Source organism: Sporosarcina sp. SAFN-015, from assembly GCF_051966875.1.
Classification (GTDB): Bacteria; Bacillota; Bacilli; order Bacillales_A; family Planococcaceae; genus Sporosarcina.
The window spans coordinates 42,810-65,847 of the sequence record NZ_JBQCKP010000012.1 but is presented as its reverse complement, the minus strand read 5'-3'; the positions used below and the strand labels follow the sequence as shown (position 1 = coordinate 65,847).

25 protein-coding genes are annotated in these 23,038 nt (G+C 42.4%); 13 read left to right on the top strand and 12 right to left on the bottom strand.

What is annotated here, in order from left to right; all coding sequences use genetic code 11:
- Positions 1 to 11: 11 nt before the first annotated feature.
- The 3 genes from ntdP to mutY all read right to left on the bottom strand — a co-directional run bounded on the left by ntdP (position 12) and on the right by mutY (position 2,027).
- Positions 12 to 557 carry a nucleoside tri-diphosphate phosphatase gene (gene ntdP / locus ACTHPA_RS17230; RefSeq protein WP_440502012.1) on the bottom strand — a complete coding sequence of 182 codons (546 nt, stop codon included), beginning with the start codon at positions 555 to 557 and terminating at the stop codon, positions 12 to 14.
- A gap of 140 nt (positions 558 to 697) precedes the next feature.
- Entirely contained in the window at positions 698 to 904 is a 207-nt protein-coding gene (locus tag ACTHPA_RS17225; RefSeq protein ID WP_440502010.1) for a gamma-type small acid-soluble spore protein, read from the bottom strand.
- A 61-nt stretch (positions 905 to 965) separates the two neighbouring features.
- Positions 966 to 2,027: an A/G-specific adenine glycosylase gene (gene mutY / locus ACTHPA_RS17220; protein ID WP_440502008.1), complete on the bottom strand. Its 1,062-nt coding sequence runs from the start codon at positions 2,025 to 2,027 to the stop codon at positions 966 to 968.
- Between the two features lie 107 nt (positions 2,028 to 2,134).
- On the opposite strand from mutY, the gene ACTHPA_RS17215 reads away from it, so the two are divergent.
- Positions 2,135 to 3,118 carry a metal-dependent hydrolase gene (locus tag ACTHPA_RS17215; protein WP_440502006.1) on the top strand — a complete coding sequence of 328 codons (984 nt, stop codon included), beginning with the start codon at positions 2,135 to 2,137 and terminating at the stop codon, positions 3,116 to 3,118.
- Positions 3,119 to 3,285: 167 nt separating this feature from the next.
- Here the strand turns inward: ACTHPA_RS17215 and ACTHPA_RS17210 are convergent, their stop codons facing one another.
- Complete coding sequence (locus ACTHPA_RS17210; protein ID WP_440502004.1) at positions 3,286 to 3,615, bottom strand: YfhH family protein; 330 nt, start codon at positions 3,613 to 3,615, stop codon at positions 3,286 to 3,288.
- Entirely contained in the window at positions 3,605 to 4,417 is an 813-nt protein-coding gene (gene recX, locus ACTHPA_RS17205; RefSeq protein WP_440502002.1) for a recombination regulator RecX, read from the bottom strand. Before recX ends, ACTHPA_RS17210 begins: the two co-directional genes overlap by 11 nt.
- A 76-nt stretch (positions 4,418 to 4,493) precedes the next feature.
- Between recX and ACTHPA_RS17200 the strand changes: the two genes are divergently transcribed.
- Both ACTHPA_RS17200 and ACTHPA_RS17195 read left to right on the top strand, forming a co-directional pair.
- Positions 4,494 to 5,390, top strand: a complete 897-nt coding sequence (locus ACTHPA_RS17200; RefSeq protein ID WP_440502000.1) for a TIGR01777 family oxidoreductase — start codon at positions 4,494 to 4,496, stop codon at positions 5,388 to 5,390.
- A gap of 56 nt (positions 5,391 to 5,446) precedes the next feature.
- Positions 5,447 to 6,250, top strand: coding sequence for a polysaccharide deacetylase family protein (locus ACTHPA_RS17195; protein WP_440501999.1), 804 nt, complete (start codon positions 5,447 to 5,449; stop codon positions 6,248 to 6,250).
- Between the two features lie 14 nt (positions 6,251 to 6,264).
- On the opposite strand, the gene ACTHPA_RS17190 is transcribed toward ACTHPA_RS17195, so the two are convergent.
- On the bottom strand, positions 6,265 to 7,443 hold the full coding sequence (locus ACTHPA_RS17190) for an MFS transporter (RefSeq protein WP_440501997.1): 1,179 nt from the start codon (positions 7,441 to 7,443) through the stop codon (positions 6,265 to 6,267).
- A gap of 65 nt (positions 7,444 to 7,508) precedes the next feature.
- Between ACTHPA_RS17190 and ACTHPA_RS17185 the strand changes: the two genes are divergently transcribed.
- The 4 genes from ACTHPA_RS17185 to ACTHPA_RS17170 all read left to right on the top strand — a co-directional run bounded on the left by ACTHPA_RS17185 (position 7,509) and on the right by ACTHPA_RS17170 (position 12,043).
- Positions 7,509 to 7,895: an OsmC family protein gene (locus tag ACTHPA_RS17185; protein ID WP_440501995.1), complete on the top strand. Its 387-nt coding sequence runs from the start codon at positions 7,509 to 7,511 to the stop codon at positions 7,893 to 7,895.
- Between the two features lie 331 nt (positions 7,896 to 8,226).
- A complete protein-coding gene (locus ACTHPA_RS17180; RefSeq protein ID WP_440501993.1) occupies positions 8,227 to 8,403 on the top strand; it encodes an SE1561 family protein in 177 nt (58 codons plus the stop codon).
- A 20-nt stretch (positions 8,404 to 8,423) separates the two neighbouring features.
- Positions 8,424 to 9,959 carry a fumarate hydratase gene (locus tag ACTHPA_RS17175; RefSeq protein ID WP_440501992.1) on the top strand — a complete coding sequence of 512 codons (1,536 nt, stop codon included), beginning with the start codon at positions 8,424 to 8,426 and terminating at the stop codon, positions 9,957 to 9,959.
- A 179-nt stretch (positions 9,960 to 10,138) separates the two neighbouring features.
- Complete coding sequence (locus tag ACTHPA_RS17170) at positions 10,139 to 12,043, top strand: heavy metal translocating P-type ATPase (protein WP_440501990.1); 1,905 nt, start codon at positions 10,139 to 10,141, stop codon at positions 12,041 to 12,043.
- Between the two features lie 92 nt (positions 12,044 to 12,135).
- On the opposite strand, the gene ACTHPA_RS17165 is transcribed toward ACTHPA_RS17170, so the two are convergent.
- On the bottom strand, positions 12,136 to 13,122 hold the full coding sequence (locus tag ACTHPA_RS17165; RefSeq protein ID WP_440501989.1) for a YihY/virulence factor BrkB family protein: 987 nt from the start codon (positions 13,120 to 13,122) through the stop codon (positions 12,136 to 12,138).
- Between the two features lie 23 nt (positions 13,123 to 13,145).
- Complete coding sequence (locus ACTHPA_RS17160; RefSeq protein ID WP_440501987.1) at positions 13,146 to 13,523, bottom strand: YtxH domain-containing protein; 378 nt, start codon at positions 13,521 to 13,523, stop codon at positions 13,146 to 13,148.
- 256 nt (positions 13,524 to 13,779) lie between these two features.
- Between ACTHPA_RS17160 and ACTHPA_RS17155 the strand changes: the two genes are divergently transcribed.
- Positions 13,780 to 15,168 (top strand): alanine/glycine:cation symporter family protein, encoded by a 1,389-nt coding sequence (locus ACTHPA_RS17155; RefSeq protein ID WP_440501985.1) that lies wholly within the window; start codon positions 13,780 to 13,782, stop codon positions 15,166 to 15,168.
- A 41-nt stretch (positions 15,169 to 15,209) separates the two neighbouring features.
- The gene (locus ACTHPA_RS17150) at positions 15,210 to 15,431 is read left to right on the top strand and encodes a DUF1128 domain-containing protein (RefSeq protein ID WP_429919549.1); all 222 of its coding nucleotides are present in this window, start codon (positions 15,210 to 15,212) and stop codon (positions 15,429 to 15,431) included.
- Between the two features lie 64 nt (positions 15,432 to 15,495).
- Here ACTHPA_RS17150 and motB read toward each other — a convergent pair whose 3' ends face one another.
- Both motB and motA read right to left on the bottom strand, forming a co-directional pair.
- A complete protein-coding gene (gene motB, locus ACTHPA_RS17145) occupies positions 15,496 to 16,257 on the bottom strand; it encodes a flagellar motor protein MotB (protein ID WP_440501983.1) in 762 nt (253 codons plus the stop codon).
- On the bottom strand, positions 16,241 to 17,056 hold the full coding sequence (gene motA, locus ACTHPA_RS17140) for a flagellar motor stator protein MotA (RefSeq protein ID WP_440501982.1): 816 nt from the start codon (positions 17,054 to 17,056) through the stop codon (positions 16,241 to 16,243). The genes motB and motA overlap by 17 nt, the downstream gene beginning before the upstream one ends.
- Positions 17,057 to 17,325: 269 nt before the next feature.
- On the opposite strand from motA, the gene ACTHPA_RS17135 reads away from it, so the two are divergent.
- The 3 genes from ACTHPA_RS17135 to ACTHPA_RS17125 all read left to right on the top strand — a co-directional run bounded on the left by ACTHPA_RS17135 (position 17,326) and on the right by ACTHPA_RS17125 (position 19,518).
- Positions 17,326 to 18,558, top strand: a complete 1,233-nt coding sequence (locus ACTHPA_RS17135; protein WP_440501980.1) for an aminopeptidase — start codon at positions 17,326 to 17,328, stop codon at positions 18,556 to 18,558.
- 106 nt (positions 18,559 to 18,664) lie between these two features.
- Positions 18,665 to 18,802 (top strand): hypothetical protein, encoded by a 138-nt coding sequence (locus ACTHPA_RS17130; RefSeq protein ID WP_440501979.1) that lies wholly within the window; start codon positions 18,665 to 18,667, stop codon positions 18,800 to 18,802.
- Between the two features lie 140 nt (positions 18,803 to 18,942).
- Positions 18,943 to 19,518, top strand: coding sequence for a beta-class carbonic anhydrase (locus ACTHPA_RS17125; RefSeq protein ID WP_440501977.1), 576 nt, complete (start codon positions 18,943 to 18,945; stop codon positions 19,516 to 19,518).
- A gap of 226 nt (positions 19,519 to 19,744) precedes the next feature.
- Here ACTHPA_RS17125 and ACTHPA_RS17120 read toward each other — a convergent pair whose 3' ends face one another.
- Both ACTHPA_RS17120 and ACTHPA_RS17115 read right to left on the bottom strand, forming a co-directional pair.
- Positions 19,745 to 20,290, bottom strand: coding sequence for a GNAT family N-acetyltransferase (locus ACTHPA_RS17120; protein ID WP_440501975.1), 546 nt, complete (start codon positions 20,288 to 20,290; stop codon positions 19,745 to 19,747).
- Between the two features lie 7 nt (positions 20,291 to 20,297).
- Positions 20,298 to 22,103, bottom strand: a complete 1,806-nt coding sequence (locus tag ACTHPA_RS17115; RefSeq protein ID WP_440501973.1) for a M3 family oligoendopeptidase — start codon at positions 22,101 to 22,103, stop codon at positions 20,298 to 20,300.
- Between the two features lie 161 nt (positions 22,104 to 22,264).
- Between ACTHPA_RS17115 and ACTHPA_RS17110 the strand changes: the two genes are divergently transcribed.
- A complete protein-coding gene (locus tag ACTHPA_RS17110) occupies positions 22,265 to 22,996 on the top strand; it encodes a tryptophan-rich sensory protein (RefSeq protein WP_440501971.1) in 732 nt (243 codons plus the stop codon).
- Positions 22,997 to 23,038: the final 42 nt, after the last annotated feature.

The following is a 23,038-nucleotide window of genomic DNA, read 5'->3' as shown; positions in this document are numbered from 1 at the left end:
ACAGGCTCTCATTAATCGTTTTTCTTTACCTGTTTATGGAATTGGTATCTTGACGTCCACACTTCGATGAAATCCGGTGCAAATGGACCTTTGCGCTGTTTAATCCACATAAGGAGCTTATCGAGATTGCGCTTCAATATTTGATCGATCACTTCTGGATAATTCATCTTCTTTTTATGATCATCATATTCATCCTCATCCAGGATTAAATAACTCATATCAGGAAACACTTTCACATCGAGGTCGTAGTCGATATATTTCAGTGAATGATTGTCATAAACGAAGGGAGAACTCATATTCACGTAATAATAAACTCCATCTTCCCGAAGCATGCAAATGATATTAAACCAATGCTCGGCATGGAAATAACAGATCGAAGGCTCCCTCGTCAACCATGTTCGGCCATCTGCTTCTGTTACTAGCGTCCGTTCATTCGCCCCAATTACAATATTGCGGGTCCCCTTCAACACGGTTGTTTCCTGCCAGACTCGATGAATATTGCCATCATGCTTATAACTATGTACTTGTATCGTTTCGCCTTCTTTCGGTATTGTCATCCGTAAAACCACCTTTATGTTTCGAAAACCTCAATATTCGTACATTATACCAATTGGCCGATCAAATTTAAAATGTTTACCCTTCTGCTAGCGCATAAAAAAACCGGCAGCTTTAGCTGCCGGCCGGTGATGTCCATCCATTATTTCGATTGACTTCCGAAACCACCAGCTGCACCAGAAGTGTTTGTTTTGTTCATTTCTGATTGCTGGTTTTGTTGGCGAACTTCGTTCACGTCTGTTTCAGATCCAAACTCTTCAGACATGATTTCCTGTTTTACTTTGTTTGGGTCTGTGAACGAAGCTTGCTGTTTTTGTTGGTTAAAGTTGTTTCGATTTTTGTTGGCCATGGATTTTCACCTCCGTAACCAATATGATGTTCAAAGCATCCCGTTTTATTCTCGAGATTTTTTAAAAGGTTAATCGATTTTTCGCTTCTTCCCAAATTCTTATGACGGGAACCGCTTTTGGCAATGATTCGACTTCTTCCGTCGAAAAGAACATATAGCCTTCAGGCGCGGCATCATCCGTCACCGTCAAATAGCTTTTCATTTCCCATGTCAGATGTGAAAAAATATGGTTGAATTCAATCAACGGCGTAAATGATCCGGTTTTCATTCCAAATTCGTTTTTGACAATCTCCTCTAAAGGGCGATCACTATTTTCCACTATCGGAAATTCCCACATATTTGCCAACAACCCTTTCGGAGGTCTTTGCTTTAATAGCCACTTCCCTTCGGCATTCCGGATAGCAAATGATAGCAAAGGCACTGTCTTCATCTTCACTTTTTTGGATTTCACCGGCAATTCCTCCTGCCTGCCTTCATGGAAAGCTGTGCAGAAATCACGAACCGGACATAATAGACATCTTGGTCTTGGGGTGCAAATTGTCGCTCCGAGTTCCATTAAACCTTGATTGAAGGACGAAGGATCTTCCTTATCAATTAACGCCATGACAACTTCTTCGAAAAGTTTTCGAGTTTTTGGGATCGCGATATCTTCTTCAATTAATAAAATACGTGATAATACTCTCATTACATTTCCGTCAACTGCATGCTCCGGAACTCCAAAGGCAATACTGAGTACAGCGCCTGCCGTATACGGACCGACGCCTTTTAGTTTGGAAATGTCTTTTCTGTTCTCAGGAATCCGGCTTCCATATTCAGCTACAACTTCTTTCACGCCAGCTTGCAAATTCCGGGCGCGTGAATAATATCCGAGGCCTTCCCACATTTTCAACACATCTTCTTCCTTTGCTTCAGCCAAATCTGCAAGCGTCGGAAATTTCCCGATAAAACGTTCATAATAAGGGATGACTGTTTCTACTCGTGTCTGTTGAAGCATCACTTCTGATACCCATATATAATAAGGATTTGACGTCCTTCTCCACGGCAGATCCCTCTTCTCTTCCAAATACCAACTGATTAAAGCTTTCCTGAATTCACTTTCAAGTTTCCGTTCAAATAGTTGCATGAAGTCCTCCGTTTTGCATATGCTTTTCGTTAATGAAAAATTGGGTATATACTAAATGAATAAAGATTGTTTTGCCATTTCAGAGGCGATGTAAAGGAGTGATTTGTTTGGATACCGGAACACATATTGTCATGGGTGCCGCCGTATGCGGTTTGACATTGGCGGATCCAGTCGTTGCCTCAGATTCAGTTACGATGACTGCGGTATTTATCGGAGTCGTATCTGGCTCGCTAATACCCGATGTTGATACTGTCCTTAAATTGAGGAATAATGCGGTTTATATACGGAATCATCGCGGGATTACTCATTCGGTGCCTGCAGTTCTGCTTTGGCCGCTCGTCATCTCAGTTTTGCTCTCGTTCATTTTCCCTGAAGCCGCATTTTATCATCTATGGGCTTGGACGTTTTTAGCGGTGTTTTTGCATGTCTTTGTGGATATTTTCAACGCATATGGAACGCAAGCGCTACGTCCATTTTCCAATCAATGGGTCGCCCTCGGAGTCATTAATACGTTTGACCCAATCATTTTCGCGTTGCATATTATCGCTATTCTTGCATGGATAATCGGTACTGAACCTGTTTTGACATTCACGCTTTTGTATATCGTCGTTTTCTTTTACTATCTGCTACGATTTGCTGTTAAAGCAGCAGTGAAACATGCTGTCCGCAATACGATTCCGGATGCTGACGATATATTCATCGCGCCAACGATGCATTTCTTTCAGTGGCGGGTTGCTGCTTCCAATAAGGAATGCCACTATGTCGGACGTGCATATGGACGTTCCGTCAATATATACGACAGATTCAAACGCGAACCGATGCCAAAATCTCCATATATCGATGCGGCAATGGAAGATAAGAACATACAGGCTTTCGTATCATTTTCTCCTATTTACAGATGGTCCGTTTCCTATGTTGGAGATTTGTACGAAGTCCGCCTCATCGATTTGCGCTATCGGAGCAAGAGTTATTATCCGTTCGTCGCTGTCGCCCATATTAATGAAGAAATGGAAGTCATCAATTCGTATACAGGATGGATTTTCTCAGAAGACAAACTCCGGAAAAAACTCAATTTTATTCCTAATTCTTAACAAAAGCTAAGGGCGCCTGCTCAGAGGCGACGGGCATAAGGCGAATATACGGAGTGGCGCTCTTTGCCACGAAGTATATTTGACTTATGACCCCGAGACTCTGGCGCCCGGAGTCTAGACGTAAACATCATACAAAAGCTTGCCGGAATTTCGGCAAGCTTTGCTTTTTATTTGCCTGTTTTTACCGATTGAAGCATCGCGATCGGCAACGCCTCTTCCGCACGTTCTCCACCTAAACGGTATCCCCATGCAAACCGGCCTTTCAAATAGTCGACATGGAAAAAGACTCCTTCGTCTCCTTCAATTTTGTAAATTTCACCAGGAATGATTGTCGACGGGTCAATCATGTATGACTTCGCCATTAGCGCCTTGCGTTGGTAAACGGCATACTCATTAATAATTCCTAGCTGCTCCGCCTTGCGCGCCTTCTCCATAAGTCTCCCTATTTCAGATCGTAACTCATGTTCGTTCATATCACTATATTTTTTAGTCTCCATCTTCTTCGTTCTCCTTTTTTTCGATGAAACTGTCTATTCGTTCAAATGGAATACCTTTTTGGTACATCGCTTGTTTTACACGTTTCTTTAATTCATATCCCGAATACTTCGACTGATAACGGCGCCAGGCCTTTTCGCCGACGCTGCTAATAATTGAATCCCATTCGTCTTCATCTCTGCCGAAATCGATTTCTTCCATCACACGGCTGATCAATTCAAAAGAAAACCCTTTTCGGGCAAGCGCATTTTGAATTTTTTGCTTTAGTTGTGTGGGTGCGATTGAGCTATTTGACCTCGCCGCCTTTTCAGCTAGCTTTTTCGCGACTGCGAATTGTTCTTCCTCTGAATAGTTTTCGAGCACTTGCTGCTGCAACTCCTTCCCGACCCCTTTTTTCTGCAATTCCTGCTGGATCGCTTTTGGACCTTTGTTTGATGCGTTTTTCTGAGTTTGCAGCAACGCTTCGGAAAATGCCTCGTCGTTCAGGAAGCCGAGCCTTCTTAATTTGACGATTGCTTCTAGGACAACTGCTTCCCCGAATTCCAAATCGAGCAGTTTCTTTTTCACTTCAAATTCGCTTCGCATTCTGAAGGATAAGTAGTGAAGAGCTCGATTGAATGCTTTTTCAATTTGGTCTTCGTATGTGATTTCATCCATCGACCATTCGTCGAGTTGCATTCCTTTTGTGAGTCCGAACTTGACGAGGACGGATTCATGGACGCTGAATGCATATGTTTCATCTAGGAATATATTATAACGTTCGCTATCACGTTTTTGTTGTGTTATTTTCGTAATAACAGGCAAATCTTTTCGACCTCCCTCGCTATCTATCAGTATACATGTTCTCATCAAGGAGGTCGAACCTTGGAGGTGGATGAAGTTGAAAGTTGTTATTGCAGGTGGTTCAGGTTTTGTTGGACGGTATATCACAAAATTACTTTTGAAGAACAATCATGACATTATCATCCTTTCACGGAATCAAAAAGCTGACACAGAGAATGTGAAATATGTGCTTTGGTTGCAAGAGGGAGCTAGTCCTGAGAAAGAGATTGGCAAAGCAGATGTATTCATTAATCTTGCCGGCGTTTCCATAAACGATGGACGATGGTCGGAAAAACATCAAAATAAGATTTTCAAAAGCAGGATGGAAGCGACAGACGAGTTGATTCGGATCATTGGTAAGCTTGATCAAAAACCATCCGTTTTCATTAACGCGAGTGCCATTGGCATATACCCTGTATCCGAAACTGAAATTTATACAGAAGATTCTTTGGAAGTTGCGACAGACTTTCTTGGTAATACCGTGAGTGAATGGGAGAAGAAAGCTTCATCACTCAATGACTTGGGAATCCGGACGGCATTCACTCGATTCGGGCTAATCCTTGGAAAAGATGAAGGAGCTTTGCCGCTTATGGTCTTGCCATATAAAATGTTCATCGGAGGTAAAGTCGGCTCGGGACGGCAATGGGTTTCATGGGTTCATGTGCAAGACGTTGCTCAAGCCGTTGCACATATTATACAAAACGACCAATTGAAAGGTGCCATTAACGTAACTGCTCCGTTCCCCGTCCGGATGGATGAATTCGGGAAGATGATTGGTGCCACTTTACATAAACCGCATTGGTTGCCTGCACCTTCACCTCTCATGAAGCTGGCGCTCGGAAAAAAGAGCTTTCTCGTTTTGGAAGGACAATACGTAATGCCCGAAAAGCTATTGGCAAATGGCTTTGAATTCGATTTCCCAGTCTTATCGTTGGCTTTGGATAACCTTCTTTAACTAACGTATATTTCCTCTATTTGCGCACATCCTACTCAAAAAGGAGAGTGCAATCTATGGTTGAGGAACACGGCCCAGGCATATTGATGGCTGCCTTCATTATTGTTGTCGGTATTTTATTCAATCCATTCTCGGCGAAGGCAGAAGAGTTCCATTGGGGATTCAAGAAAGCTACAAACGGAGTTCCACCCAATGCTGGGCCAGCGTTGGAATCTATGCTTGAAAAACATGGTGCGATTTACAAAGGAAAACCTGATGAAAAAATCGCCTATTTGACTTTCGACAACGGCTACGAAAACGGCTATACCGATAAGATATTAGATGCATTGAAAAAAGAGGACGTCCCTGCAACATTCTTTCTTACTGGCCACTATTTAAAAAGTGCTGCCCCTCTCGTCCAGCGAATGGTGAAGGAAGGACATAGCATTGGAAACCATTCGTACGACCATCCCAATATGGCAAATCTATCGGAAGAAAGAATGGAAGAGGAATGGAAGAAATTCGATGAGCTCCTTTATAAGACGACTGGTATCGAGCGGACGATTTACGCTAGACCGCCTGAAGGGATCTTTAACGATGCTTTATTGAGTAAAGGCAACGAGTTAGGGTATCGCCACATTTTCTGGTCCGTTGCATTCATTGATTGGCACGCCAATAAACCTCGCGGCCGCGACTATGCTTACAATGAATTAATGAATCAGCTTCACCCTGGAGCGCTCATCCTCATGCATACCGTATCACCCGATAATGCAGAGGCATTGCCAGACTTCATTCGTGATGCCAAGAAAGCGGGATATGAATTCCGGTCATTAGACGATCTCGTTCTCGAATATGAAAATGTCAATTCGATTTTACGGTGACAAAAAAAGCATCCCTACTGAAGGATGCTTTTTCTTTTTGTGCCGAAAAGGGAGATGATAAACAACAGTACAAATAAAATGGAGATGATGAGCAGATAGCTTACATTTTCGATGAATTCCAGAAAGAGGCCGCCCGCAAACGGTCCAGTCAGACTGCCGATGCTGAAAAAGATACCGCATAGTAAATTACCCGTCGGCAATAAATCTTTAGGAGTCAAATCGGACATGTACGAGATCCCGAGTGAAAAAATCGACCCGATAAAAAGACCTGCAATAAATACAGTCAGCATAACATACGGAACTGAATTCCCCATCATACTGGCAGCCCAAAAAGAGAGAGCGCCTCCTCCATACGTTATCGGAATAACTTTTTGTCTGCCGAATTTATCCGAAAGCATGCCGAGGGGCAACTGCGAAACGATGCCACCTATTGAAAATATTGCAAGAATCATCGAGACGGAGGTGAGCTCCATCCCATTTCGCAGCGCATAAACCGGGTACATCGCATTCAGAGAAGATTCTAGAAATCCATAACCGAACGGGCCTAAAAAGGCAATCCATGCAATCACAATCGTGCTTTTCGACCGTTTTATGAAACTTCCCGTTTCCGAAGGATTCCCTTTCATAACTTCCGGAAAATCATTTTTCAAATTAAAGACGAGCAACCATGCTGACATGCACAATAGGCCGGAAACAATGAACGGCAATCCTTCATGGATACTGACAAGTGGCGCAAACAGCGGCCCTACTGCGAAGCCTAAGCTGAATGACAAACCGTAAATCGCAATATTCCTACCTAATTTATGCTGCGGTGATGTACTCGTTATCCACGTTTGCGTTGAAAAATGAAGGGCATGATCCCCGATTCCGATTAGCAATCGGAGAATGAACCAAAAGACGACATGTTTCCACAACGGAAACATAAGCAACGATGAAAAGACGAGAATTCCACCTAATATAATGACGGGTTTATATCCATATTTGCGTAATGGCGCTTCCATGAATGGGGATACTAGAAGAGTACCTATGTATAAGCCTGTCGCATTCAAACCATTTAATGCGCTCGAAACACCGTCCCTCTCAAAAATGGCTGAGATGAGCGGCAATAACATGCCTTGGGAAAAGCCAGAAATCGAAACGATGATGACGAGAATCCAAAACCGACGCTGTTCAGCTTTCGATGTTGTGTTCATAAGCAATACGCTCCTTATTTATAAGAAATCATCTTATAATAGTAGCATAAGGAGGATTGATAAGAATGAAATTCGAAATGACTGAAAACGGATTTGAAACGGAGACTTCGTTTGGCAAACTGCAAATTTCATCAAATGATGAATACGGATTCCGTCCGTACCAGCTTTTAGTTTCATCGATCGCAGTATGCAGTGGTGGCGTTCTACGTAAGATCCTTGAAAGAAAAAGGTTGCCGGCAAACAACATTACGATTGAAGTGAAAGAAGTTGTCCGTAATGAGGAGATTGCAAACCGTGTGGAAAAGGTGCATCTTCATTTCATAATTGAACGCGAGAAGATTAAAGATGAACAAATGGAGAAGATCATGCATGTAACGGCAAAGAACTGTTCAATGGTTCAGTCGGTAAACGAATCAATCGAAGTCGTCGAAACGTACGAATTCATTTCTTAAATGAATAAGGGCCCAGTCCATATCTGATATCAGAATACGGCTGGGCCTTTACTTATGATAAGAACCTTCACTTTCATTTTGCATATAAATCGTAGGCGTTTATCGGCTAGGGCCGTCAAACGTTCACGGATCCCCTCCTTTACATAAGGATTCGATTCGTCTCTACACTACGGCCTCCTTTTCTTATTGATTAGTTGTAGTATAGCATGATAATTTTCTATTGTAAAGATTTTGTTAAGTGGAATTTTCACTTTATTTATAGAACCTATCGCAACGTTGAAAAATGCGCGAAGTTCGTATACGATTACAATGATGAAAAGAGGTGTAGTTCTTGGAAAAAGGGCAAAGCAACAGTCACGTCGACGACTTGAAAAATCGTCTCCATCAATTCTTGGAGAAGCTTGAATCGATTGAGCCGGAAACGACCGATTTGAATGATATCGATCAGCTTATCAGCTTAGTCGACGAACTTGAAAACCAGATGAACAGATTAAAAAAAGATCAATGATTCTTCAGGGGGAAATAAGAATGTACATAGAACAACTTGAGAAAAGCATGTATGATCTAATTTGTGAAACGTCTACAAATCTTCCGAAAGACGTCCGACGTGCCGTAAAAGCAGCAAGAGAAAAAGAAGATGCCGGCACACGGGCTGCAATGAGCCTTGATACGATCGCGAAAAATATTAATATGGCAGACGACAAGCTTTCACCTATTTGCCAAGATACTGGTTTACCAACCTTCAAAATAAAAACTCCTATTGGAGTCAATCAATTAGAAATTAAGGCGGCTATAAAAAAAGCGCTCATCCAAGCGACAAAAGATGGCAAGCTAAGACCGAATGCAGTTGACTCAATTACTGGTGAGAACAGCGGAGATAATCTCGGCGAAGGCCTACCAGTCATCAAATTCGAACAGTGGGAAAACGACCATATTGAAGTAAAGTTGATCCTAAAAGGCGGCGGCTGTGAGAATAAAAACATTCAATATAGCCTACCGACTGAATTGGATGGTTTAGGCCGGGCAGGACGCGATCTTGACGGAATCCGAAAATGTATCCTCCACTCTGTATATCAAGCACAAGGACAAGGCTGTTCAGCTGGCTTCATCGGAGTAGGTATCGGCGGAGACCGCACGTCCGGCTATGAGCTCGCGAAAGATCAACTTTTCCGCGCAGTGGATGATGTAAACCCAAATGCTCAGCTAGCCGAAATGGAAGCTTATATTTTGGAATCAGCCAATAAACTAGGAATTGGAACGATGGGCTTCGGTGGAGAAGCGACTTTATTAGGTTGTAAAATCGGTGTCATGCACCGTATCCCTGCAAGCTTTTATGTTTCTGTAGCTTACAACTGCTGGGCTTACCGCCGGATGGCTGTAGATTTAGATCCGACGACTGGCGCTGTGACAAACTGGCACTATAATGAAGGTAAAAAGCTTTCTTTTGATCAAGAAGAACAAACGGAAACGAAACAGTCTTCCCGCGTTGTTGAACTAACAGCCCCAATAACTGAAGAACAAATCCGTGATCTTCAAGTTGGGGACGTTGTTAAAATTAGCGGTCGTATGTATACAGGTCGCGATGCAATCCATAAGCATCTTTCAGAAAACGATGCACCAGTCGATTTGGATGGCCACATCATTTACCATTGCGGTCCGGTCGTTCTGAAAAACGAAGACGGTGGATATGAAATCGTAGCAGCTGGCCCGACGACATCTATTCGTGAAGAGCCATACCAAGGCGATATAATGAAGAAATTCGGCATCCGTGCTGTGATCGGAAAAGGCGGAATGGGACCGAAAACACTAGCAGCGCTGCAAGAACATGGCGGAGTGTACTTGAACGCTATCGGCGGAGCAGCCCAATATTATGCAGATTGCATTAAAGCGGTTGAAGGTGTCGATCTTCTCCAATTCGGCATCCCCGAAGCGATGTGGCATTTGCGGGTAGAGGACTTTACCGCTGTCGTCACAATGGATTCACACGGAAATAGCTTACACGCAGATGTGGATCAAACATCGCTTGAAAAATTGTCCCAGTTCAAAGAAAAGGTCTTCAGCTAATTACAAGCGCCTCGGCACATATTGTGCCGGGGCTTTTTTATGTCAACTATTCTTCATTTTGAGTCATGAGTGTTGCATTTCCCTTTTAGTTTGATATACTGTTATTTATAATAATTATCATATCAGAATCATTATTGTTAATTGAATTTGATACTCATTCTCAAAGAGGAGGTAGTCAAATGACAACTCAAACGAAAGAAACGCCACAAAGTTCTACTCATTTGACAGCACGTTTGGAACTGATCGCTGCAATTGTAGCAGGGATATTAATTTTAGCTGCCTGGTTGACCGGAAAAAATGAATCATCGTCGCTATCAATCTCGCTATATATAATCGCCTTCCTGATCGGCGGTTTCGCAAAAGCGAAAGAAGGCATCGAGGAAACGATCGCGGATAAGCAGTTGAATGTCGAAATGTTAATGGTATTTGCAGCAATCGGCTCTGCTGTCATCGGCTATTGGGCAGAAGGCGCCATCCTCATTTTCATTTTTGCGATCAGCGGCGCACTCGAAACGTATACATTAAATAAAAGTCATAAAGAGATATCTGCGTTAATGGAATTACAGCCTGAGGAGGCTTGGCTCATTCAGGAAGACGGCTCAACAGTTAGCATACCGACCTCTTCCCTTTCCGTAGGTGCACGAATACTTGTAAAGCCAGGCGAACGGATTCCCGTCGATGGAGTTGTCATCAAAGGCACAACCTCCGTTGACATGTCTGCCATTAACGGCGAGTCGTTACCTGTCTCAAAGACTCAAGATGATGAGTTATTTGCTGGCACTGTCAATATAAGCGGGGCGATTCATATGGAAATGACGAAGCCGAGCTCGGAGACATTATTCCAGAAAATAATCACTCTCGTTCAAAATGCGCAAAGTGAAAAGTCCCCTTCCCAGCAGTTCATCGAAAAATTTGAAGGCACATACGTTAAAATTGTCATTTTCACAGTACTCGTCATGATGTTTTTACCGCATTACCTATTCGACTGGGATTGGACGACGACATTTTATCGCGCCATTGTCTTATTAGTTGTCGCCTCCCCTTGCGCGCTAGTGGCATCGATCATGCCTGCAACGCTGGCAGCAGTTTCGAATGGAGCGAAAAGAGGCATTCTGTTTAAAGGCGGCATCCACTTGGAGCATCTCGGTTCATTAAAAGCAATCGCATTTGACAAGACTGGTACATTGACTTCCGGGAAGCCGGTCGTAACCGACTTTATCGTCCGTGAAAATACGGACGTCGAAAAGGCTCTTGCCCTGCTCTCAAGCATCGAAAAACAGTCCAATCATCCACTCGCTGTTGCAATCGTAAATTATGCTGAACAGGAAGGAATCGTCCAACAAGAAAGCCCGCCGATTGAGGACGTTCCGGGTTACGGCATTCGGGCAGTTACAAAATCCGGTGAAATTCTCGTAGGAAACCCGAATTTTGTCGGAAAAGAATTGATTGATGAATTTAACGAAGGTATTGTCCAAAAGCTTTCAAATGAAGGAAAAACAGTTGTTTCCATGAAAGATTCTGAAGGAATTCTCGCTGTCATTGCGTTGAAAGATACATTGCGTCCTGAAGCAGTCAAAGCAATCAAAGACCTTAAACAATTAGGGATTGAGTCAATCATGTTAACAGGAGACAATGTAAATACAGCAAGGACGATTGCCAACGAAGCAGGATTGGATCGGTATGTGGCAGAATGTCTGCCAGAGATGAAAGTTAACGAATTGAAACGACTACTTACAGAATATAAGGAAGTTGGCATGGTCGGTGACGGCATCAATGATGCCCCTGCATTAGCTACAGCCACTTCAGGCATTGCAATGGGCGAAGGCACCGACGTTGCGCTTGAAACTGCTGATGTCGTTCTTATGAAAAATGATTTGACTCGTATTTCTTATGCTGTGAAAGTTTCAAAGAAAATGCAACGGATTGTGAAACAAAATATCTTCTTTTCCGTCGCAGTAATCGCCATTCTAATTACTTCCAACTTCTTGCAAATCGTCGATCTTCCATTAGGGGTCATTGGCCATGAAGGAAGTACAATTCTTGTTATATTGAATGGTTTACGGATGTTGAGCAAAGTAGAATAAAGAATAAAAAATTCCTGCCCATTGCCACTTGCCTTAAAAAAGAGTGTAGACAAAGTCCAAAAACGACTTTGTCTACACTCTGAGCAATGCAGTCAACCCACTGCATTGCTCTTTTCTTTTGCTAATTTTGCTTGTTTTCGTTCTGTCATGACAGCATTCAATTGACCGCCAAGCATTAAGATGATCGCTGAAAAGTAGAGCCACATCATAAGGACGATAATTCCTCCAATGCTTCCGTACGTCTTTGAATAGTTCGCGAAATTACCGACGTAAAACGAGAATGCAAGTGAAGTCAAGATCCATCCCGTTGTGGCGAATAAAGCCCCTGGCATTGCACTTTTTAGTCGAACTTTTAAATTTGGGACCACCCAATAAAGTGCTGTAAATACGATGAAAATTAAAATTGGTGGTATAATCCATCGCATGCTTCCCCATAATTTCAGAAATCCTTCCTCCATTCCAAAATAGGAGAATGCTAGCATTCCAATCTGTTGGCCGAATACCGGCAATAGAAGGGCAATGATCAATACGGCAATTAATGCGACTGTAAATACGACTGACATCCCTCTCGCAACGAGGAAAGATCTTGATTCCTCGACATGATAGGAGCGGTTTAATGCCTTCGTGAGAGCGTTCATCCCTTTAGATGCCGACCAAATCGTCGCCAATGCACCAATTGATAATAGCCCTCCATTACGGTTTTTCAATATTTCTTCAACGGTGTCATGGATGAGTGTATACACGCTATCAGGCGCATAATCCCTTATGAAAAGGTACACTTGAGATTCATCGATGCTTAAGAAAGGTAACAACGTAATTAAGAAGATTAATAGAGGGAATAAAGATAATAGGAAAAAGAACGCCAATTGAGAACCTAAGCCAGTGATATCCACCATCTTGATCCGCACAAGGAGCTCCTTCCAAAATCCTTTTGTCGTTGTAACATCGAATTTTTCCAAATCCCCGTCCTTCACATCATCCAGGAATTTCATAACTTGTGAATTTGCCATGAAACCACTTTTTTCTTCATCGGTTACTGTTTTATCTTTTTTCGGAGTAATGCGGTCTTTGTTATTCACATTTGACTCACTCCTTCCGTAACTTACATCTTTTTTGCGCTCAAAGCCTCTTTCGATTCTTTCACTATTTCTTTGTATTCCTCTTTTGAATCTACAAAGGCTTCCTTCGTATCAACAACCAGCTCTTTCACTTGCGGTGTTAATGTTTTTAATTCTTCAACTTGATTCTTAATATATGCCGCATCTCCTGAAAATTGTTCATAAATCGATAAGTACTTGTCTTTCTGTTGTTGTAACTTATGTTTCAGGACATCCGGATTTTTTGAATAATAGCCGGCCTGTGAAATCATTGCGTTCGATTTTTTCATCACTTGTTGCCGGGTGCTTCTATCGAACATGCTGATAGCACCACCTAAAATTGCCCCCAACATGATAAACCTTCCAAATTTGCTGTTTCCCACGTAAAACCCTCCAATTCCATTCTAATCTGCATACACCATTATACCCTTCGATTGAAAAAACAAACAATGTTCATGAATTTGAAAAAATGTCTTGACTATTTCGAAGAAGTTTCGGAATATAAACGATAAGACTACCAATGTTCTCAATAGTCTAATGTATTAGATAGTGGCAACGGGAGGGAGTCGTTAGCCAGGATAAAATCTGGCACAGAAGGGAATTTAGTTACAAAAACAAACAAAATAAGGGGGTAATTTGATGGATGCAATCACAGGCTTTTTGGACAAAGCAAGCGGATTTATTTGGGGACCGCCACTTCTTGTCCTACTTGTGGGAACAGGTATTTTTCTAACTGTAAGGCTCGGATTTATTCAAGTGCGGTTATTGCCGTATTCATTGAAACAAGTATTTTCTCGTAAGCATAATAAAAAAGCGGATGGCGACATTACGCAATTCCAGGCTTTGATGACGGCGATGGCTGCAACTGTCGGGGTCGGTAACATTGTCGGGGTCGCAACTGCAGTTTATATGGGCGGTCCAGGGGCAATTTTCTGGATGTGGCTCGCAGGTTTCTTCGGAATGGCTACAAAATATGGGGAAGCTATTCTTGCAGTAAAATATCGTGTTAAGGATGCAAAAGGGCAAATGGCTGGGGGGCCGATGTACTATCTTGAACACGGTCTGAAACAAAAATGGCTCGGTGTCCTGTTCGCTATTTTTGGGGCGCTTGCGGCTTTCGGTATCGGAAACGGTACGCAATCGAAGGCAGTCGCAGACGTCATGAACAACACTTTCAACGTTCCGCATTGGATTACTGGGGTTGTACTTTTTGTTTTTGCCGGACTCGTAATTCTTGGAGGAATCAAATCGATCGGCCGGGTTACTGCATTCTTCGTACCGATCATGGCACTCTTCTATTTCATTGCAGGTGCAATCGTTGTAATTATGAACTTCGATCTTGTTCCAGCGGCATTTGGTTTAATATTCAGTGACGCATTTACAGGACAGGCAGCTGCTGGTGGTGCAATTGGTGCAGTTATCCGTTTCGGTGTTGCTCGAGGACTATTCTCTAACGAAGCTGGTCTTGGTTCTGCTCCTATCGCTGCCGCCGCTGCAAAAACAGACATGCCTGGTCGCCAAGCACTTATTTCAATGACTCAAGTATTATTTGATACACTTATTATCTGTTCAATTACAGGTATTACAATTGTCATGTCAGGTCAATGGAAAGACAAATCAATTGACGCCGGCGCATTGACTGCACAAGCATTCGGAGAATTCCTAGGAAGCGCAGGTCCTATCATCGTCGCAATTGGTATCGTATTCTTCGCAACTTCTACAATTTTAGGATGGGGCTACTATGGAGAAAAATGTTTCCAATACCTCTTCCCTAAAAATGGAGCAGTATTAGGGTATCGTATCGCTTTCGTTTTGTTCATTATGGTAGGAGCTGTCGTATCTCTTGATATCGTTTGGTTGCTTGCGGACGTATTAAACGGATTGATGGCTATTCCAAACTTGATCGGTCTTCTTGGATTGTCTGGAATCATCGTTATGGAAACTAAACGATTCAAAGCGAAAATCGAAGAAGAGAAAGAAGAAGCAAAGCTTGGGAAATCAGCATCGGTTGACAGTTCAATCGATTAATGTGATGATTAGTCCGAAGCTAATGAAGGGCGGACGACATTATGGATCTATCTCAACCAACACCTGAAAACGTAACGTATATGATTGAAAAAATTAAAGAGAAGCTACGAATGGTCAACGTTGATGCAATGAAAGCGGACAATTTCAGCACATCCCAATATGAGGATCTCGTATACATGTACGAGATGGTCATGAAAAGGGATACAATCAGTCCGAACGAAATGCAAGCCATCGCCGCTGAACTTGGTGCATTACGCAAATGAAGTGTGTTAGACTAAAAACCCGATGCGACAGGAAAATCCTGAAGCATCGGGTTTTTATTGTGTTTTATTCAACTGCTGTTCCATCTTTCAATACGAGAGGCTGTATAAGAACTTCAACCCGTCTATTCTTGCTTCTTCCTTCTGCTGTATCATTGGAAGCGACAGGTTTATTTTCGCCATATCCCTTTACGCTGAACAGTTGAGGATCCATTTTATCATTGCTGACGATTGTCTTGAGGAAGTTGATTGCCCTCATCATGCTAAGCTCCCAGTTGGATGGGAATTCAGCGCTATTAATCGGAACATTGTCTGTATGTCCAGTGACGACGATTTGCCGTGGTTTTTCAAAGACGAGGAGATTAGCGATATCTTTTGCCAACTTTTCATATTCCGGTTTAATAGTCGCTTTGCCCGACTCGAATAGGATGCTGTCTCTAATCGTAATTAGCAGCCCCTCTTCTGTCAATTTCGTCTGGAATTGATTCTCAAGCTCTTGGACAGCGATATATTCATCGAGCTTATCCTGAATTTCCTCAAGAGATTGTTGGTCTTCCAAATAAGAAGAGTTTTCATTTTTCTCCCCTGCACTGTCTTTCGGTACCGGTACTGGGGTAGGAGCGGAGTTATCCATCACTCCTGTCCCCCCGTCGAAAATTTGGTTAAATACAGAAGATATTTGACTGAATTTTGCTTCATCCAATGAGCTGGATGCAAATAAGACGATGAACATCGCTAATAACAATGTGAGAAGGTCCGCGTAAGGCAAAAGCCAAGACTCGTTAATATGACCTTCTTCCCTATTTTTTCTTTTACGTTTCCTCGACAACCTGGCCCGCCCCCTTGTCGCTCGTATTTTTAGCAGCGAGCTTTCGACGTTCTTCCATCGACAAGTATGAAGATAGCTTTTGTTCAATGACTCTTGGGGCCTCACCCTCGAGGACGGAAAGAATCCCTTCGATCATCATCATTTTTTGACGAACTTCTTCTTTCGACTTACGTTGTAGTTTATTTGCAAACGGATGCCAAAGTACATACCCTGTAAAAATACCTAACAATGTCGCGATGAAAGCTGCTGATATGGCATGTCCAAGCGCATCGATATCATTCATATTTTTCAATGCAGCTATCAAACCGACAACCGCTCCCAACACACCGAGCGTCGGTGCATAAGTACCAGCTTGTGAAAAGATGAGTGCACCAGCAGAATGCCTATCTTCCATTGCCTCTACTTCTTCGGTAAGAACATCACGGATATAATCGGCATTTTGTCCATCGATAGCAAGGCCAAGTCCATTTTTCAAAAATGGATCAGATATTTCATCGGCTTTCGCTTCCAATGACAACAAACCTTCCCGTCTTGCAATATCTGCCCAACCGGAAAACATTTTGATTAAATCCGAGTCAGCAGTCAAATGCTGTTCTTTGAAGATAATGCCGAACAGCTTCGGCACTCGCTTGATTTCCTTCATCGGAAATGCGATGACAACCGCTGCCATCGTTCCAACGATAATGATAAGGATAGCGGCTATATTTAACAGATTATCCGGTGTTACGCCTTTCATTATCATTCCGACAAAAAGCGCAACGATTCCTAGGATAAGTCCAAAAACGGTTGATAAATCCATATGAGTACCCTCCATGTCCTACAGTCTACTTCTTCTTATTTCGACATATCTCCCACATTCTTTAGTCATCTCGAATAATAAATATAGTTCTTCAATGAAATGTCACCTTGCATACACATTTTGTCCTTTGATCATTTGTGCAGGTAATCAATGTAAATTCAAAAGCTTAGTAAAGACTTTTTTATTTCTATAAATTATCACTTTTTCCCTTTGCCTGTCTTCTGACTCTAGAGTACTATTAATACATACAGACGAAGGAGGTATTTATGTTGTCGACATTTGAACAGAAGTTGGAGAACTACGCAAGTCTAATCGTAGAGGTTGGATCGAATATTCAAAAGGACCAAACGCTCTACATAAGCGCTTCCATCGAGACCGTGGAGCTTGTCAGAAAGGTGGCTGCCAAGGCTTATTCTATCGGCGCAAGACATGTCATCGTTGATTGGGTTGATGATGAACTGACAAAATTGCGTTATGAAAAAGCGCCAGCCGAATCTTTTTCGGATTTCCCTGAATGGAAAGTAATGGAGCGTGAAAAATTAGCAGAAGCCGGGGCGGCATTTGTAAGTATCGTTTCACAAAGTCCTGACTTGCTAAAAGGTGTCGATCCTTCACGAATTGCGGATGCACAAAAGGCTAGCGGAAAAGCGTTGAGCAATTACAGAAAAATGATGATGGCAGATCGTTTCAGCTGGTCAGTCGTTGCTGCTCCCTCAAAGGCTTGGGCTGCAAAAATGTTCCCTGAGTTGGATGAATCCGAACAAGTTCCAGCACTATGGGAGGCTATTTTTAAGGCGGTTCGGGCAGATCAGGAAGATGCTGTCGGAGCATGGAAGGAACTAGACCGCAATTTGAATGAAAAAGCCGATTACTTGAATAAAAAGGCGTATGCGAAACTTCATTACAAAGCACCTGGTACAGACTTGACGATTGAACTGCCGAAAGGGCATATTTGGTGCGGAGGAGGGAGTGTCAATGTTGACGGCAACGCGTTCATGGCAAATATGCCGACCGAAGAAGTGTTCACAGTCCCTCATAAAGATGGTGTAAACGGTTACGTAAAGAACACGAAACCTTTAAGCTACGGTGGAAATATTATCGATGATTTCACAATAACTTTTGCAAATGGCCGAATTACCGAAATGAAAGCTGGCCAAGGCGAAGAAGTCCTGCAACGTCTCGTTGATACGGATGAAGGGGCTAAACATTTAGGCGAAGTCGCTCTCGTTCCACACGCTTCCCCAATTTCAGAATCAGGATTATTATTCTACAACACACTTTTCGATGAAAACGCATCGAATCACCTAGCAATCGGGAGTGCATACTCCTTCTGTCTTGAAGGTGGTAAAACGATGTCTTCGGATGAATTGGAAAAACGTGGACTCAATCAAAGTATTACACACGTCGACTTCATGATTGGATCTGCAGATATGGATATAGATGGAGTTTTGGAGGATGGAACTGTCGAGCCTGTATTCCGTAATGGAAGCTGGGCATTCTGATTTTAGACACAATTACTTAAAACATTTCAATCTCCTCTTTAATTATTGCAGGATTATAGTATAATGAGATGTATAATAAATATTCATTGTAGAGAGGGGTCTCATCATGGGCTTGATGTATACTACAGTTATTGGATATGCTATCGTCCTTGGTATAGCAGCATTATTTACAATGCATTATCTTGGGAAAGCTCTCAATTCCGCCGATGCAGAAACAATCGATCCAAAACCGGAAGTAAAATAAAACAAAGGGTTGCCACTTGGCAGCTCTTTTCTTTTTCTGTACTATTTACTATGAGTCGAATCAATATTCACACCTAAGATGCCGGATCAAGAGAACTATTTTAGTTAAAGAAAACTTAATTAGAAAACGGAGGTCGCTATATGACTGTCTTATCTGAAATCATTGCGTACAATAAAGAATTCGTCAACGAAAAGAAATACGAGGAATACACCACTACAAAATTCCCTGATAAAAAAATTGTAATTTTGACTTGCATGGACACAAGACTTATAGAGCTTCTGCCGAAAGCTATGAATTTGCGAAATGGCGATGCTAAAATCATTAAAAGCGCTGGAGCGATCGTTACTCATCCATTTGGCAGCGTCATGAGAAGCATCCTTATTTCTCTTTATGAATTGAAGGCGGAAGAAGTATATATAATCGCCCATCATGACTGCGGGATGAGCTCCATAGATACAGACCAGATGATTGAAAAAATGGTCGCACGCGGCGTAGACAAAAATCTATTTAAAACGTTAAAGTACTCTGGAGTCGATATGAAAGATTGGCTGCGCGGATTCAGTGATGTTACTGAGAGCGTGAAACGAAGCGTGGACCAAGTGCGTAATCACCCACTTATGGATCGCAAAGTTCCTGTCCATGGCCTTGTCGCACATCCTGACACCGGATTATTGGATGTCATTATTGACGGATATGAAGCAATCGACGAAAAATGACATTAGATTTCCCGGGAAATGACAAAAGCGGAGGGCGCTCGCTAAGCTGTGACAGGCATTAGGTAGATGCGCGAAAAGGCGCTCTTTGCCGTGCAGCGTAGCTGACTTATGACCCGAGCAGCTAGCACCCGAAGCTGGATGGGGTAATATGACAAAAACCGATTCTTCGTTAGAAGAATCGGCTTTTTATTTTAGCTGTTAGTTTCCGCCAGGCGGCCTTACCCTTTCAATAATCATCTGCTAAGCTTGCGTACATATAATGATCTTCCCAAAAACCATTAATGTACAATAACTTTCTCAGCAATCCTTCTCGGACAAAGCCTGCATTCTCCAGCACTTTCACCGAACCGGCATTCCGCGGAGAAACAAAAGCTTCGACTCGATGCAATGAAACTGTTTCGAATGCAAACTTCTTAACAATCTTCACCGCTTCAGTTGCAAGCCCTCTGCCTGTTTCCCGTTCGTCGATAGAATAACCGACGAAACCGCTTGAGAAAGGCAGTCGCTTTATGCTGTATAATGAGATGTGACCGATTAACCTGCTTGTTTCGGCGTCAAAAATCCCAAAATTGTATTCGCGCCGATCTCTCATTTGATAAATGGATTCCCTTATCTTATCCCGCTGGACAGAAACCGTATAATAGCTCGATTCGTGACGAGGCTCAAAAACAGTCCAGTACTCTCGATTCGCTTTGAGCAGCTCGGTGAATATTGCTGCATCGTCTTCTGTCAATATACGTAAATAACAAGTTCGCCCTTCAAGCAGAATCAATGCGTCTTCACCTTTCTTCGGAAGCTATTTTCAAAAACTCTTCTACATCTTTCACACATAATGCCACACCTTTTGCCCAGAACTCTTCTTTTGTAATATCTTCTCCAAGATGCTTCATCGCAAGATCTTCAACAGACATGACAGCTGTATCACGCAACAGCGCCATATACTTCTGTTCAAATGATTCGCCTTCTGCAATTGCTTTCGCATAAATACTCAATGAGAACAAGTATCCGAAAGTATATGGGAAGTTATAAAATGGTGTTCCCGTAATATAGAAATGCAGTTTCGAAGCCCAGAAATGCGGATGTACAGTATCAAGAGCGCCAGCGTATGCCTCTTTTTGCGCCTCTGCCATTAATTCATTCAATCTTGCAGCAGGGACAACTCCGTTTTTCCTTTCCTCATAGAAACGCGTTTCGAAAAGAAAACGTGCATGTATATTCATGAAGAATGCCACACTGCGCTGAATTTTATCCTCCAGCAATGCTAGTTTTTCCTCTTGCGTTTCTGCAGCTTTGACAGAAGCGTCCGCAACGATCATTTCCGCAAATGTGGAAGCTGTCTCCGCAACCCCCATCGCATATTGACGGTTCATGTAATGAACAGGACGCAAAGCGTATGAATGGAACGCATGGCCGAGTTCATGTGCCAACGTCGCAACATTGGACATAGAGCCGCTATACGTCATGAAAATACGAGACTGTTCAGAAACTGGCATTCCCGTACAGAAACCTCCTGGACGCTTATTCGCACGGTCTTCCGCTTCAATCCAGCTATCTTCAAATGCTTTCCTTGAAAACGACTCCAATTCAGGACCAAATTTACCGAAATGCTCCAAAATAAATTCAGCGCCTTCTTGGTAAGACATCTCCTTCGTGGATGACGTGACCGGTGCATCTAAATCATACCAATTCATATTTTCATTTCCTAATAGTTCGGCTTTCCGCTTTAAATATTGTGCAAAAGGTCCTTTATTTGCGCTGATTGCACCCCACATTGCATCTAGTGTTTCTTGGCTCATCCGATTTTTCATAAGGGGTTCCTTCAAAACAGAATCCCATCCACGTTTTTCATAGACAGCCAAACGGAAGCCCGCCAAGTGGTTTAATGTGGACGCGAAGAAATCCTCTTTCGTTTCCCAAGCTTCTTCTAGTTTTTCAAATGCTTCCTTGCGCACGCTAACATCTGCATGGGAACTTAAGTTATTCGCCTGTCCTACGGAAAGCTTCTTTTCTTCCCCATCTACTGTCATTTCTATTGTAATGTCTCCTACGAGCTGATCATATAGTTGTCCCCAACCTTGGTACCCATCGACACTTAATGCCGTAATGAGGCTTTCTTCTTCCTCAGATAGTTTCAATTGAACTTCTTCGCGCCATTCTTGTAGAATAAAATCGAATTGAGACAATTGTTCAGTCGCAAGTAATTCTTTCCAAATGGATTCTTCCGTCTTTGCAACGACTTGTTTGATTTTTAGCACTGCCGTCTGGAATCGTGCTCCTAAAGTACCTACTTCTGCTTGTAGAATGAGCGCCTTTTTATCTTTCGTATTCGCAGCAAGGAAGCAACCGATAACAGCGCCAGCTTCTCTTAAATTTTTTGCAGTGTTTTTGATTTCATCAATTACGTGAAGAATTTTACCTGCTTCATCGACGGATGTTGGTGTTTGTGTAGCGGATGCAAGACTTTCCAACTCACCAATCTGTTGTTTCACCGCATCCAAATGCGTACGAAGCTCCTCTGAATCGCTTCCGCCTTTAAAAAATACATCTAAATCCCATACTTGTGAATACGTTTTTGTAGTAGTCAATGAATGATCCCCCTAATGATTTAGAAAATTTTAATAAAAACATGTTTTTATTATACCATGAATCTTCGGGATTCGAAATATTAGATTTGTGACGGAAATTTCATACTTTCCTTCGCACTAATTCACATTCCTATGTATACTGTTCAGAGGGAGGATGTACTATGTCTAAAATACTTCTGATGACCCTGTCACTATGTACAGTCATAATATTGAATGTAATCGCAAGCTTTTTCTCTTTGAATGGAAATACAACAGGAGAGATTACAAATCGGCTGCCGATGCTTTTTTTGCCGGCCGACTATGTACTTGTCGTCTGTTGGTTGATCTATATGGCGCTCTTTTTCTGGATCTTCAAATTCAATAAGACTTTCCACGAGATGAGCTCCGCGCATCAAAACCGCTTCACTTTCCTTTTCGTATTAAGTAGCCTTCTTCATATTGCTTGGATTTTCCTTTGGCATTTCGAATTGTTTACTGGCACTTTAATTGCGAAAATTGCTCTACTTATTGTGTTGCTCATTTTTTACGGAAGTTTCCCGAAACGGGATAACCTACTTACTGGAAGAGCTCCGATCAGTTTGCTCACTGGATGGATTTTCATTACGACTATTGAGAATGTCAGTTATTTTCTTATGATTCACGGCTGGTCAGGATTGGGATTAAGCGATCCGTTATGGACGGTCATCTTTTTAACGATTTCCACAGCGTTCGCTTTACATTTTATGTACCATTACAAGGATTATGTAATGAATCTCGTTTTTGTTTGGGTCTTTATCGGGATTGCTGTCCGAAACGGGATAGAGGAGCTATTCATCTCCGCAGCAGCTATCTTCTTATCCGCAGTCATCATCACTTGTATCTTTCTGTTTTCGGGAAGACGTGTGGAACAATAAAAACAGAGTAGGCGCATGAATTTCTCATACGCCTACTCCTTT